The organism is Pseudomonadota bacterium (assembly GCA_016711215.1).
Classification (GTDB): Bacteria; Myxococcota_A; Polyangia.
Genome location: JADJTL010000001.1, coordinates 623606 through 636785, shown reverse-complemented (window position 1 = coordinate 636785; position 13180 = coordinate 623606). Strand labels below are relative to the sequence as shown.

The window sequence follows — 13180 nt, the reverse complement described above, 5'->3', positions numbered from 1 at the left end:
CGCACCTCGTCCAGGCCGCTCCGCACCTCGTCCAGGCCGCTCCGCACCTCGTCCAGGCCGCTCCGCGGGGACGGACGCCGCGGGCAGGCACGCCGCCGGTCCGCGCGGCGCGCAGGGCTCGCGGGGACTGTTGTGATCGCTCGGGGCCCCGTCTATCATGCCGCCACGGGAGGAGCGTACATGGCCGAGGAACAGGGCGCCGCCGGCACGGACCCGCGAAATCGGCGCGCTTACCCGCGCTACGAGATTACGGCCTACGTCGACTACACGGGGACCAGCGAGGTCCTGCTCTACCACCGGATCGAGAATATCAGTCTCGGTGGCATGTCGATCCAGACGGCCAGCGTCGAGGAGCTCGGAACGATCGTCGAGGTGGTGATCAGCTTCCCGGAGCTCAACACCACGATCGCGGCGCGCGGCGAGGTCAGCTGGGTCAACCGCGAGGAGCCGATGGACATGGGCATTCGCTTCCTCGAGCTGGACGAAGAGCGCAAGGACGTGCTGCGCCGGTTCATCCAGTCGACGAAGAAGGGCGGCCCGCTCTGATTGGGCGTCGGATTGGGCGCCCCGCACAGGCCGGGCACGGCGCGCGATCATCGCGCGGCCGATGCTCTCGCCTCTCGGCCCCTCGCCTTGAGCCGCGCTGCGAGCCTCGCCTCCGGCGCCTCACGCAAGTGAGCTGCGGTGGAATCCTCTAAGCGCAGCGCAGCAGCGGCGGACGGGCCCACAGCACCCTCGGGCGAGCGATCGCCTGAACGCGATCGTCTGATCCACGAGCATCTGGGTTACGTCCGCAGCCTCGCCGGGAAGGTCCGGCGCGAGCTCGGCGGGTCGCTCGACCATGACGAGCTCGTGGCCTTCGGCATGCGCGGACTGGTCGAGGCGGCCGACCGCTTCGATGCTACGCGCGGCATCGCCTTCACGACCTTCAGCTACTACCGCATTCGCGGCGCGATCTTTGACGGCCTGCGCCAGCTCGGTTGGCTGAGCCGCAGCGAGTACGCGCGCTTCCTGGCCGCGAGCAACGAGCTGCTGGCGAACACGGCCGAGCGACCGACCGCTGGCCAACCGGAGGTCGACACCGAGCAGGCGCTGGGCGACGTCGTTAAAACGCTCGACCAGGTGGCCACGATCTTTGTCATGTCCCTCGGCGATGCCGGGGTCGGGGATCTCGCCGACACGCGGGCTGCGGACCCCGCGCTCGCGAGCGAGCAGGCCCAGGTCGGCCGCGCCGTGCGCGCCGCCATCGCCGGGCTGCCCGAGCGTGAGCGCACCCTGATCGAGGGGCACTACTATCGCGGGCTGACGCTCGAGGCCGTCGGGCAACAGCTCGGGCTCAGCAAGTCCTGGGCGTCGCGACTGCACGCCCGCGCGATCGCCCAGCTCACGGAGGCGCTCGGCCCCGCCTACGGCCCCTGAGGGCCCGGCCAAGCTCGATCGCCGCATTGGGCGCGCTGCAGCGTCCTGGCAGGGGCGCTGGGCGACCGGCCCGTCGGGCCAACCTGCGCGCGTCCATACCGGCGCCCCCGCCACCACCCCGGCACCGGCGGCAGCTGGCGGTGGACAGGGCCTTGACGCCAGCCTGGCGCGCACGCTACGGAGGTCAGCATGCTGCGATTCCGCCACGATCGACTGCGGGGCAGGCTCGGCGCGCTCGTCCTCGGCGGCTGCCTGCTGCTGCTCTCCGGCGGCTGCAGCGTCGAGCTCCTGCACGATCTTGACGACGGCGAGGCCAACACCGTGCTCAGCGCGCTGGAGCGCGAGGGTCTGGCGGCGACCAAGCTGCGCGAGACGCGGGGCACGAGCAGCAGCTACACCGTGGCGGTCGCGCGCGACGACGCTCCCCGCGCCTGGCGCGTGCTGCGCACCCAGAGCCTGCCGGCGCCGAAGCTCCAGGGCCTCGGGGAGGTCTTCGGCCACGTCGGCCTGGTGCCGACGAGCACCCAAGAGCGCGCCCTGCTGCATCACGCGCTGGCGGGCGACCTGACGCGGACGCTGCAGAGCATCGAGGGCGTACACCAGGCGCGGGTCCATGTCGTGCTGCCCGAGGCCTCGCCCTTCGCGCTCCCCGATGCGCCGCGACCGCAACCCCGAGCCGCGGTGCTGCTGCGGGTCGCCGCCGCTTGCCCGCTGCATGAGGCCGAGGCCCAGCGCCTGGTGGCGGGCGCCATCGATGGGCTCGATCCGGCGCGCGTCAGTGTCGTGCTGCACCGGGCGCCGGCGACGCCGCGCGCTGCCGCAGCCGGCAGCACCCTCGCTTCCGTCGGGCCCTTTCGCGTCGGCCTCGAGTCCCGCGGCGCGCTGATCGCCACGCTCGTCGTGGCGATTGTGCTGATCGTGGCCAGCGGACTGCTGGCCCTCGTGCTGCTGCGCCGCCAGCGCGGCTTCGTCACGACCCTCGCGCGCGCGCAGCAGGTGACGGCCGAGCACAGCGCGGTCGGTGAAGCGACGCGGGCGAGCCTGCTCGAGCGGTCGATGGCACGGAACCAACCAGCAGAGGGCGGCGAGCAGCGCCACACCGGCCAGCGCTTTTGACAGCCCGGAGTTGCGGTGCTAGCACCCACGACGCCGTGAGCACGCTGACGTTTTCCCAGATCGTCGGACAGCAGCGCCCGATCGAAGCGCTGCGCCGTGCCCTCGCGGCCGATCGCCTCCCGCACGCGCTGCTCTTTAGCGGCCCGCGCGGTGTGGGCAAGGCCACGACGGCCAAGGCCCTCGCGCTCCGCCTCAACTGCGAGGCGCCGCGCGAGCTCGAGGCCTGCGGCGGCTGCGCGGCGTGCAGCAAGATCGCCGGAGGCCACCATCCGGACGTCGTCACCCTCAGCCCCGACGGGGCCTTCATCAAGGTCGACCAGGTGCGACAGCTGCAGGAGCAGCTGCCCTACGCGCCGCATGAAGGGCGCTGGCGCGTGATCGTCGTCGACGGCGCCGACGCGCTGCATGGGAGCGCCGCCAATGCGCTGCTCAAGTCGGTAGAGGAGCCACGTCCCCGCAACGTCTTCGTCCTCGTCACCGCGGCCGCCCATCGAGTGACACCGACCCTCGTCTCGCGCAGCCAGCGGCTGCGCTTCACGCCGCTCGCCGCGGCGGCGCTCGTCGCGGCGGTACGCGCGAGCGAGCGCGGCGCGCCACACGACCATGAGGCCTTGCAGCGGGTGGCGAGGCTGGCCGAGGGCAGCGTCGGCCACGCGCTCGAGCTGCTCGACAGCGCCGCCCTGACCCAGGCACAGGAGGTGGCCGACAGCCTGCTCCGCGTCGCCGAGACAGAGGGCATGCTCGCGGTCTTCCAGACCGTCGCCGAGTTCAGCGGCGAGCGCGCCGTGCTGCCACAAGCCCTCGAGCTGCTGGCGCTTCGCCTGCGTGACCTGCTGCTGCTCGCGACTGGCATTAGCGGGTCACGGCTGCTCGCCGGCAACCTCGAAGCCACGCTGGCCGAGCGCGCCAAGGCCCTCGGCTGCCGCACGCTGCTGCATCAACTTCGCGCGGTCCACCAGGCGCAGGCCGCGCTGGCGGGCAACGCCAACGCGGCCCTCACCCTCGAGGCGCTGGTCGTGGCGCTGCGCAGCCGAAAGGCAGAGCCCCTCCGATGAGCAACGCTGACGCGCACGATGGGCAGGCCGGCGGCGGCCCGAGTTCCGCGATCCCGCCCGCCTCAGCGAGCGGCAGCGGTGGCGGCGGTGGTGGTGGCAGTGGTGGTGGCAGTGGTGGCGACAGCGGTGGCGGCGGCGGTGGCGGCGGTGGCGGCGGCGAGGGTGGCAGCAGAGGCGCTAACGGCCGCCGACATCGGCGCGACCAAAACCGTTCACGCGCCGGCGCGGTCCCGGGCTCCGCTGAGCTGAGCACCGCCACAGGCGGCGCCAGCGACGACAAGCCAGAGGCCGCGGGCGCTGTGCCGGTCGGCGCCAGACCCCCGCCGACGGCCCCGCGCGGCCCTCGCCCAGCCCCCCGTCGAGAGGCCCGTCCGGAGGCGCGTCAGGACGGACGCCCCGAGGCACGCCGCGGCGCGCCTCGCGCGGCAAACCGCCAGGCGCGCCCGCAGCCCGCGCGCCGCGATTCAGCGCCCGAGCGCGAGGGACAGCGACCGGCGCCCGTCTCGCGCGGCACCGAGGGCCGACCGGCGCCCGATCAACGCCCGACGCCCGGGCGCGACCGGGGGCCAGGTGGCCCCGGTGGCACCCCTGGGAGACGGCGCTCACGCTCGGGACGGACGGCCGCGGCGCCGGCCTTTCCAGCCGACGAAAGCTGGGATCTCGAGGACACGGACGGCGCCGCGAGCCCGCGCGGGGCCGCGAGCGGCGCCGGCAGCGGACGCAGGCAGGACCTCGGGGACGACGACACTCCGCTCAGCGCCGTCAAGGAGAGCGGTCGTTTCGCCTACGCGTCGCCGCGCGAGCATGAGGGCGCCGACCTGCTCGCGGCGGCCGGTGGCGACACGGCCGAGCTCTTGCCCGGCCGCCTCTGCCGGCTCGTCGCGGTGCAGGTCGGCGTGACGCGCGTCGTCTCCGAGCTCGACGCTGGCGAGCTGACGCTCGAACCAGGCCAGCGCGTGATGATCGAGGGTGATCGGAGCACGCTGCACGGGACGGTCGTGCGGGCCCCAAGGCGGGCGCTCGTCGGGACCCTGCCGCTGCGCGTGCTGCGCGTCGTCGGCGACGAAGGCGCCGCCGCGGCGACCCGCAAGGCCGCGCTCGAGCACGAGGCCGTGCGCTGCTGCCGTGAGCGGATCAAGCAATACGGCCTGCCGATGAAGGTCGCGCGCGTCGAGGTGCTGCAAAACGGGAGCAAGGCGATCTTCCACTTCGCCGCCGAGAGTCGGATCGACTTCCGCGACCTCGTGCGCGATCTCTCGCGTGACCTGCACCTGCGCGTCGAGCTGCGCCAGGTCGGCGTGCGCGATGAGTCGAAGTTGACCGGCGGTCTCGGTCCCTGCGGCCGGGAGCTCTGCTGCTCGAGCTGGATCAACGACTTCGCCCCGGTCAGCATCCGCATGGCCAAGGATCAGAACCTGGTGCTCAACCCGGCCAAGATCTCGGGCATGTGTGGGCGCCTCAAGTGCTGCCTCGCCTACGAGCAGAGCATGTACCGCGACGCGCGGCGGCGGCTACCGCGCGTCGGCGAGACGGTGCAGACGCCCGACGGGCTCGCGCGCGTCAACGAGCTCGACCTCCCGCGCCTGCGCGTGCGCGCGACGCTCGCCGACGGCTCGGCGCAGACCTATGCCGCACACGAGCTCAGCCGCAGCGGCCGCGGCCCTGAGGGCCCCGAGGCCAGCGGCGAGCGCCAGGACAGCTAAGGACGCGACGTGACGCCACCCTTCTACCTCACCACGCCGATCTACTACGTCAACGACGTGCCGCATCTGGGGCACGCCTACACCACGGTCGTCGGCGACACGCTCGCGCGCTACCACCGCTCGCGCGGCGAGGCCGTGCGCTTCCAGACCGGCACCGACGAGCACGGGCAGAAGATCGAGGCGGCCGCCGCGGCCCGCAACCTGACGCCCCTCGAGCTGGCCGACGAGGTGGTCTCGCGCTTCCGCTCGACCTGGCAGGCGCTCGGAATCGAGCACGACGACTTTCTCCGCACCACGGAGCCCCGGCACGCCGCTGTCGTGCAGCGCCTCTGGCAGCGGCTCGCCGATCACGGCGACCTCTACCTCGGCGAGTACGACGGCCCCTATTGCGTGGCCTGTGAGGAGTACTACACCGATACGCAGCTGGTGAATGGGCGCTGCCCCGTGCATGCGCGCGAGGTCAGCCGCCTCAAGCAGACGAGCTACTTCTTCCGCATGTCGCGCTACCAGGACGCGCTCCTCGAGCACTTCGAGCGGCACCCCGACTTCGTGCAGCCGGAGATGCGGCGCAACGAGATCGTCAACTTCATTCGCGGCGGTCTGCGCGACCTCAGCGTCTCGCGCAGCACGCTGCGCTGGGGCATTCGCGTACCGGGCGATGATTCGCACGTCATCTACGTCTGGATCGACGCGCTGACCAACTACATCTCCGCGCTCGGCGGCTTCGATGAGGCGCCGGCCTATCGCCAGTTCTGGCCTCAGGCGATTCATCTGATCGGCAAGGACATCCTGCGCTTTCACGCGGTCTACTGGCCCTGCATGCTGCTGGCGGCCGGACTGCCCCTGCCCCGCACGGTCTTCGCCCACGGCTGGTGGACGGTCAACGGCCAGAAGATGTCCAAGTCGTTGATGAACGCGGTCGACCCCACGATGCTGGCGGGGGACCTCGGGCGCGACGCGCTGCGCTACTTCCTGCTGCGCGAGACCCCGCTCGGCAACGACGGCGACTTCGCCCACCCGGCGTTGATCCAGCGGCTCAACGCCGACCTGGCCAACGACCTGGGCAACCTGCTCAATCGCTCTCTAGCGATGGCGGGGAAGTATTGCGCGGGCAAGACGCCCGCGCTGCTGGCGGCCGCTGAAATGGACCCGACCGACCAGGCGCTGGTCGCCTTGGCCGAGCGCGTGCGCGACGCGGTGGCGATGCACTTCGAGCGGCTGGAGCCGAGCCGCGCGCTCGAGGCCCTCTGGGAGCTGGTGCGGGGGACGAACAAGTACATCGACACCACGGCGCCCTACAAACTGGCCCGCAATGCCGAGCAGCAGCCCCGCCTCGATCAGGTCGTGGCGCACTTTCTCGAGGCGCTGCGGTGGATCTCGATCTTGCTCGCCCCGGCGCTGCCGGACAGCGCGGCGACGATGCGACGCTATCTCGGCCTACCCACGCTGGAAGCGCAGCTCGGGCGCGACCAGTGGCCGACGCGCTGGGGTGATGGCCCGCCGGCGGCGGCTCTGCAACGCGGCGAGCCGCTCTTTCCGCGCATCGACGACGAGCGCCGCGAGGCGCTGGTCGCCCGCTGGACGGCGCGCGCGGCGGCGGGTGCGGCGCTCGCGCCCACCGGCCCGGTGGCACCGTCGGCTTCGGCTTCGGCGGCGTCGCCGACCGCCGCCGTGCCGCCGAAGCCGCCGAAGCCGCCGAAGCAGCCGAAGCCGGCCGCCGCGACGGGCGCTCCGGCCACCGATGCCACCGAGGGCATGGCTATCGGCATCGAGGACTTCGCCCGCTGCGAGCTTCGCGTCGCCGAGGTGCGCGCGGCCGCACGCATCGACGGCGCCGACCGGCTGCTGCGCCTGACGCTCGACGTGGGCGGCATCGAGCGTCAGGTGGTCTCCGGCATCGCGCGGGCCTATGGACCCGATCAGCTCGTGGGCAAGCGGGTGATCCTGCTGGCCAACCTCAAGGCGACCACGATTCGTGGCGTCCGCAGCGAAGGCATGATTCTGGCGGCCGGCGACGGCGTTGACCTGGCGCTCTGCACCGTGGACCGCGCGCTACCCTCCGGCGCCAAGGTGAGCTGAGCGCCAGGCGGGACGGCAGCGGCGCCAAGAACGCGTCCTTGACACCAAGAACGTTGCCTCCTATACAACAGCGGCCGTGCGCCCAAGGCGCGCGTTTTTGCGCCTTTAGGCGCGTGCAAATCCAGGCGCGTCCCGGCGCGCGCCCTTCGAGCCCCGTGCTTCCAGGCCAAGCTTCCAGGCCAAGGAGTCAAGACATGGCCACTCCGACAGGCAATGATCGGAAAGTGAACAACCCGACAGCGAACGGCAAGCCGGCGGTCCAGCGGTTGAGGTTCCGCATGGCCTTGCTCGGCAAGAAGGTCGGGATGACCCAGGCCTTCGACGCCGCTGGCACCTGGCAGGCGTTGGCGGTGGTCCAGGTCGGCCCCTGCGTGGTCCTCGACATCAACACGCCCGAGCGCAACGGCTATGCCTCGATCAAGATCGGCTTCGAGGAGCAGAAGCCGCAGCGCACCTCGCGGCCCGCAGCCGGCATGTTCGCCAAGGCCGGGAGCGCCCCGCAGCACGTCGTGCGCGAAGTGCGCCTCTCGGCGGAGGAGCTGGGCCAGTTCAAGATCGGCCAGACCCTGTCGGTGGCCGAGGTCTTCCGCGCTGGCGACGCCGTCGACGTGATCGGCACCTCCAAGGGCAAGGGCTTCCAGGGGGTCATCAAGCGCCATCACTTCTCCGGCTTTCGCGCCACGCACGGCACGCACGAGTACTTCCGCCACGGCGGATCGATCGGCTGCCGCCTGACCCCCGGCCGCGTGTTCAAGGGCATGAAGATGCCCGGCCAGATGGGTAACCGCCGCGTCAGCGTCCAGAACGTGCGGATCCAAGAGGTGGTGGCCGATAAAAATCTCCTGCTGCTCAAGGGCGCCGTCCCGGGAGCCCCCGGGGGCTACGTCACGATCAAGCACGCGACCAAGCGCCCGCTGATGCCCTTCGAGCTGCGGACGGTCGAGACGGCGGCGCCGCCGGCAGCCAGCGCTGCAGGCGCCGAGGGCGCGAGCGCCTGAGCCGGCGCGCTTACCGCCCCGCCCTCGCGCGCGACACGCAGACCCTCTCGGCAGCCGCCGCGCGGCGCGCCGCGTGGAGCACCAGCGCACCCCGATGACCGGAAAGCTCGACGACCGGCGCGAACGCCACGATCCCTACTACCGGCGCGCCAAGAGCGAGCGCTACGCGGCGCGCTCGGTCTACAAGCTGCAAGAACTCGATAAGCGCTTCGGGCTGCTGCGCACAGGGCAGCGGGTGCTCGACCTCGGCTGCCGCCCGGGATCCTGGCTCCAGTACGCCAGCACGCGGGTCGGCCCACGCGGTCGCATCGTCGGTCTGGACCGCCAAACGCTGCCAATCGAGCTGCCCAGCCACGTCCGCCTGATCGTCGGCGACGTGCTGACCATCAGCCCCGACCTGCTGCGCGGGGAGCGGCCCTGCTTCGAGCTCGTGCTCTCCGATCTGGCCCCAGACACGAGCGGCATCGCCTCGAGCGACCAGCTCCGCAGCGCCGAGCTCTTCACGCGCGCGCTCGACCTCTCGCTGATCCTCGGCTGCGCGCAGACCGCCTTCGTCGCCAAGATCCTGATGGGCGAGGGCTTCGACGCCGCGCTGGCGGGGGTCAAGCGCGCCTATCGGCGCACCAAGGTCGTCCGCCCCGAGGCCACGCGGCGCCAGTCGAGCGAGGTCTATGTCGTGGCGCTCGAGCGCCGGCAGCCGGCCGCCGATGGCCCCGCCGCGCCAAGCAGGCCCGCCGCCGAGCCCTAGCCGGCCAGCAGCTAGCCGGCCAGCAGCGCGCTAGCCCCCGGTCAGCAGCTCGGTCGGACCCTTGCCCACCCGCAAGACCTCGACCTCATCGTGGATCAGGCTGACGATCGTCGACGGTTCGTTGGTCAGCAGCCCGCCGTCCAAGACCAAATCGAGCTGATGTCCGAGGCGCTTCAGCACGATCTCCGGGTCGATCATAATCTCCCCGCTCTCTGGGTCGGTCGCGCTGGTGGAGATCACGGGGCGCCCCAACGCCCGCGTCAACTCGATGCAGGTCGCGTTATCGGGCACGCGAATGCCGACCTCGGGCCGCCGCTCGCGCAGCACCTTCGGTACCTCGCGGCTCGCCGGCAACACCACGGTGTAGGGACCCGGCAAGAGCCGCCGCAGCCAGCGGTGGGCGAAGTCGCTGACATGGGCGTAGGTCGCGACGGTGGAGAGATCCTGACAGATGAAGCTCAGGCGATGGCCGCGGTCCAGCCGCTTGACCAGGTAGACGCGGTCGATGGCCTTGCGATCGTGCAGGTCGCAGCCGATGCCGTAGACGGTGTCGGTCGGGTAGGCGATGACGCCGCCACGCCCCAGCAGCTCGGCCGCCTGCCGAATCTTGCGAGGATTGGGGTGGCGCTCGTCGAGCACCAATGTCTGCGCGCGACCCATCAGCGCAGGGCTATAACGCCGGCGAGCGGGGATGTAAACCCATCCACACGCGCCGCACTCCCTCGACCAGCCCCGTCAGCCGGTCGGCGCGCGCCGGAGGATCCACCAGGCCCCCACCAGCGCCAGCAGCAGCAGCGCGAGCGACGCGATCAACCAGCCCCAACCCCGCGCGGAAGCTGAGCGCCGCCGGGACGCGGCCGGAACCCCGAGCGCCCAGGGCGCAGCGGCCTGGACGCTCGGCGACAGCGCGGCCGTCTGGGCGAGCACCGAGGCCCCCGCGCGCGCCCTCGCCCCGGCCATCGCGTCGCCGCGCGCCGCCGGCGAAGGGATCGGGCTCGCTTCGCTTGGCGCGTCGCCGACCGCCCTATCGACCCGCTCGTGCTCGGCCTCGGTCAGGGCAGCCAGCCGCGCGGTGGTCGTCGCGAAAAAGGGCGGGCCCGGCGTCGGCTCTTCGCTCCAATCAGGCGCGTCGGCAACCACGACCGTCGTCAGCGCGGGCGGCAGCGGCGGCATGCCGTCCGCCAAGGGATCGCTGAGCGGCGGCAGCTCGAGGTCGACCGGGAGGGTTCGCGGCAGCGAGGGCGGCGCCGGGTGTTCGACGGCCTCGGCCGGCGTGGTCGCCAGCGACTGCTGCCATTCGGCCTCGATGGCGCCCCAGCCGCGCTCGACCGTCGACGCCGCCGCGGACACCGCTCCGCGCCTCGACGCGGCAGCGCCCGCGGGCGCACGGGTGGAGGTCCGCTCGCCCTCCGCGCCCGCCGCGAGGCGCACCACCGTCGCCTCGCTTCTCCTGTCGTCGTCGTCCGCCCCGCCTGCCACCACGCTGGCCCCCCCGCTGTATGCGCCCGCAGCGTACCACCCTAGCCCGAGCTCCCCGGCCGCGTCCACGCCGCCCCACGGCCTCGCAGCCAGCGACCCGTGGCTCGCTCGCGACCCTCTCGCGACCCTCTCGCGACGCTGACCCGCTGCACGGGTTAGCCGCCAACTTGCTGCTGCGCCGCGCGGCATGCGAGCCTGCTGACCGCTCTCCGAGAGGTGACCGTGGCCAAGCGCAAACGCCAGCGCAAAGGCGCGCCCGCAGCTTCCGTCGCGCCCGCGGCGCCTGATGACCGCCGGCCCCCGCCGCTGAGGCGCGGATGGTTGATCGTGCCGCTGCTGCTTTACGCCGCGGCCTGCGCGGCCTTCCTCGTGGCCTCCGACGCTGCGCGCAGCGACTTCCCGCTCGATGACGCCTGGATTCACCAGGTCTACGCGCGCGCCTTCGCGCAAGGCCAGGGCCTCGCCTACAACGAGGGCGCGCAGGAGGCCGGCGCGACCAGCCCGCTCTGGGCAATCGCCAACGCCCCGGTGCATGGCGTGGCGGCGCTGCTGGGGCCCGCCGCCGTGCCCTGGGGCGCCAAGCTCCTCGGCGTCGGCCTCGGTGCCGCGGCCATCGTCGCCCTCTTTCTCGTCGCGGGCACCGCCCTGCAGGCCGCTTGGGCCGCAGCGGCAGCCGCCTCGCTGCTGGCCCTCGAGCCGCGCCTGATCTTCTCGGCCCTCTCCGGGATGGAGACGGCGCTGCTGCTCGCGCTCTGGCTCGGCGCGGTGGCCGCCGTCTTGCGCCAGCGGCGGTGGCTGGCCCTCACGCTCTTCGGCCTCGCGCCGCTGGCCCGCCCAGAGGCCCTCGTGCTGCTCGGCCTCGCCCTACCCGCCTGGGCGCTGCTGCAAGGCCGCCGGCCTTGGTGGCGGTCGCTCCCGCGCGGCGGTCGGCGCGCGGCGACGGCCGGCGCGCTGGCGCTGCTGGCGGGCCCAACCCTCGGGTGGTCGCTCTTCTGCCACGCCGTCAACGGTGGCTGGCTGCCCAATACCTACTATCTCAAGGCCCACAGCTTCAGCCTCGGCGCCTCCAGCTTGCGCACCCTCTGGGCGTTGGTGGTTCAGCACGGCTGGCTCGGCACCATCGCGGGCGCGGCGGGGCTGGGCACGCTGGCGATCTGGATCGCGCGCGGCCTCAGGCGCCACCACGAGCGCGGCTGGATCGCCGCAACGCTGGGCGCCGCCCCAGGCGCGTACCTGCTAGGCGTCGTCGGCTCGCGCGACCTGCGCCTCGACGGCTACTACTGGACGCGCTGGGTCGATCCGCCGCTGCTCGTGGTGGTGGCCGCCGCTGGCCTCGGCCTCGCGGCCCTCGCGCGCTGGGGCCTGACCCAGCTCCGCGCCGCCGCGCCCACGTCGGCAGCGCGCTGGCCAGCGCTGGTGGCCCTGGCCGCGCCCATCGTCCTGGTGCTCGCCAGCGCGCCGCGCCTGGCCGAAAGCCTCCGCGAACGCCGCGATCGCCTGGCCAGCGACAGCCGGGCGATTCGCAAGATCAACGTCGAGCCAGCCCAGTGGATCGCGGCCCATGTGCCGGCCGAGGCCGTCGTCGGGGTCAATGACGCCGGGGCGATGCGCTACTTCGGCCAGCGCCGCACCCTCGACCTCGGCGGTCTCAACTACGCCCCCTTGGCGATGCGCCACACCACCCTCGCGGCGGTCGCCGAGCAGCTCGATTGGCTCGCGGTCTTCCCGGCCCACTACGCCGCCAGCGGCCTACTCGACGCCTTCGAGCCGGTCAAGTGGTTCTCGATCCCGCCCGCCGAGTACACGATCTGCCAATGCCCGAGCCAAACCGTCGTCGCCGTGGCCCAACGAAAGCGCCCCCCGCCCCCCGGGCAACGCTGAGGACCTGACGCTGTCAACGCCGGGCGTTGAGGAGGCTTCGAGGCCCAAGAGCTGCACGATGGCCCATGTTCCTCAACTTCGCCACTACCGCCTGCAACATCTCAGGCGTGCTCCGATCAACCGGGGAGTTGTATGGAATTACCAGTATCTCCTGGGTCGGGCTCCTGACGAGGAAACCCGCTGCGCCGCTCGAGGCACCAATTTCCCCCGCCAATTGCACATGAATCTTGTGCCCAACCGCGATGCCTCCCCTGCTAGGGTCGAACACATAGGCCTTAGCCTTATTAACGGCGATATCCCTGATCTCCTCCGTCGCTCGGGCGTCGTCGAAGATCAAGGTTTGGCGGTGCGCCTCGCCCTCGTAATGCGGCAAGGCAAGCGTGACCCCGCGGTAGACCTCGAAGCCGGGAACGTGTGAAGGCAAGGGTGCCGTGCTCGGGAAGCTCGTCGCGTGGCCGTAGTCGGGACGCCTGGTCTCGGTTCCCGGGAGTCCCGGTGGCGGTGCCTGGGCGGGAAATGGCGGCGTTGTGCTCACAACACCATCAGCCGCAATGTAGGCGAGCAAGTATCCCGATCGATCACGAATCGCCCCCGATGAATCCATGCGGAGGTTCCACCTCTCCCCATTCGGACCATCGACCTCAAGGGCTACGGCATCGGAAGTGTAGCTATAACGGTAGGCACCTTCGGTCCAGCTGGTCG

General features: G+C 72.1%; 12 protein-coding genes. 9 read left to right on the top strand and 3 right to left on the bottom strand.

The features are described 5' to 3' along the window. Positions 1 to 180 precede the first annotated feature (180 nt). The 8 genes from IPL40_02490 to IPL40_02455 all read left to right on the top strand — a co-directional run bounded on the left by IPL40_02490 (position 181) and on the right by IPL40_02455 (position 9118). Complete coding sequence (locus IPL40_02490; protein ID MBK8480033.1) at positions 181 to 546, top strand: PilZ domain-containing protein; 366 nt, start codon at positions 181 to 183, stop codon at positions 544 to 546. 138 nt (positions 547 to 684) lie between these two features. Next, positions 685 to 1419, top strand: coding sequence for a sigma-70 family RNA polymerase sigma factor (locus tag IPL40_02485; GenBank protein MBK8480032.1), 735 nt, complete (start codon positions 685 to 687; stop codon positions 1417 to 1419). 189 nt (positions 1420 to 1608) lie between these two features. After that, on the top strand, positions 1609 to 2535 hold the full coding sequence (locus IPL40_02480) for a secretion protein (GenBank protein ID MBK8480031.1): 927 nt from the start codon (positions 1609 to 1611) through the stop codon (positions 2533 to 2535). A gap of 35 nt (positions 2536 to 2570) precedes the next feature. Further along, a complete protein-coding gene (holB, locus tag IPL40_02475; GenBank protein MBK8480030.1) occupies positions 2571 to 3590 on the top strand; it encodes a DNA polymerase III subunit delta' in 1020 nt (339 codons plus the stop codon). Continuing rightward, positions 3587 to 5293: a hypothetical protein gene (locus IPL40_02470; protein MBK8480029.1), complete on the top strand. Its 1707-nt coding sequence runs from the start codon at positions 3587 to 3589 to the stop codon at positions 5291 to 5293. Before holB ends, IPL40_02470 begins: the two co-directional genes overlap by 4 nt. Before the next feature lie 9 nt (positions 5294 to 5302). Next, positions 5303 to 7372 (top strand): methionine--tRNA ligase, encoded by a 2070-nt coding sequence (metG, locus tag IPL40_02465; GenBank protein MBK8480028.1) that lies wholly within the window; start codon positions 5303 to 5305, stop codon positions 7370 to 7372. Between the two features lie 278 nt (positions 7373 to 7650). Beyond that, positions 7651 to 8370 (top strand): 50S ribosomal protein L3, encoded by a 720-nt coding sequence (gene rplC, locus IPL40_02460; GenBank protein ID MBK8480027.1) that lies wholly within the window; start codon positions 7651 to 7653, stop codon positions 8368 to 8370. A gap of 94 nt (positions 8371 to 8464) precedes the next feature. Next, positions 8465 to 9118, top strand: coding sequence for an RlmE family RNA methyltransferase (locus IPL40_02455; GenBank protein ID MBK8480026.1), 654 nt, complete (start codon positions 8465 to 8467; stop codon positions 9116 to 9118). A gap of 30 nt (positions 9119 to 9148) precedes the next feature. On the opposite strand, the gene IPL40_02450 is transcribed toward IPL40_02455, so the two are convergent. Beyond that, positions 9149 to 9778 carry a threonylcarbamoyl-AMP synthase gene (locus IPL40_02450; GenBank protein MBK8480025.1) on the bottom strand — a complete coding sequence of 210 codons (630 nt, stop codon included), beginning with the start codon at positions 9776 to 9778 and terminating at the stop codon, positions 9149 to 9151. Between the two features lie 75 nt (positions 9779 to 9853). Then, positions 9854 to 10468 carry a hypothetical protein gene (locus tag IPL40_02445; GenBank protein MBK8480024.1) on the bottom strand — a complete coding sequence of 205 codons (615 nt, stop codon included), beginning with the start codon at positions 10466 to 10468 and terminating at the stop codon, positions 9854 to 9856. 450 nt (positions 10469 to 10918) lie between these two features. Here IPL40_02445 and IPL40_02440 point away from each other — a divergent pair, with 450 nt between their 5' ends. Then, positions 10919 to 12478: a hypothetical protein gene (locus IPL40_02440; protein MBK8480023.1), complete on the top strand. Its 1560-nt coding sequence runs from the start codon at positions 10919 to 10921 to the stop codon at positions 12476 to 12478. Positions 12479 to 12491: 13 nt separating this feature from the next. Here the strand turns inward: IPL40_02440 and IPL40_02435 are convergent, their stop codons facing one another. Beyond that, positions 12492 to 12815, bottom strand: coding sequence for a hypothetical protein (locus IPL40_02435; GenBank protein ID MBK8480022.1), 324 nt, complete (start codon positions 12813 to 12815; stop codon positions 12492 to 12494). Positions 12816 to 13180 lie beyond the last annotated feature (365 nt).

Excerpts from the sequence above, each read along its gene's own strand:
- IPL40_02490 (MBK8480033.1), top strand. The coding sequence starts at position 181 with ATGGCCGAGGAACAGGGCGCCGCCGGCACGGACCCGCGAAATCGGCGC.
- IPL40_02480 (MBK8480031.1), top strand. The coding sequence starts at position 1,609 with ATGCTGCGATTCCGCCACGATCGACTGCGGGGCAGGCTCGGCGCGCTC.
- IPL40_02470 (MBK8480029.1), top strand. The coding sequence starts at position 3,587 with ATGAGCAACGCTGACGCGCACGATGGGCAGGCCGGCGGCGGCCCGAGT.
- rplC (MBK8480027.1), top strand. The coding sequence starts at position 7,651 with ATGGCCTTGCTCGGCAAGAAGGTCGGGATGACCCAGGCCTTCGACGCC.
- IPL40_02455 (MBK8480026.1), top strand. The coding sequence starts at position 8,465 with ATGACCGGAAAGCTCGACGACCGGCGCGAACGCCACGATCCCTACTAC.
- IPL40_02450 (MBK8480025.1), bottom strand. The coding sequence starts at position 9,778 with ATGGGTCGCGCGCAGACATTGGTGCTCGACGAGCGCCACCCCAATCCT.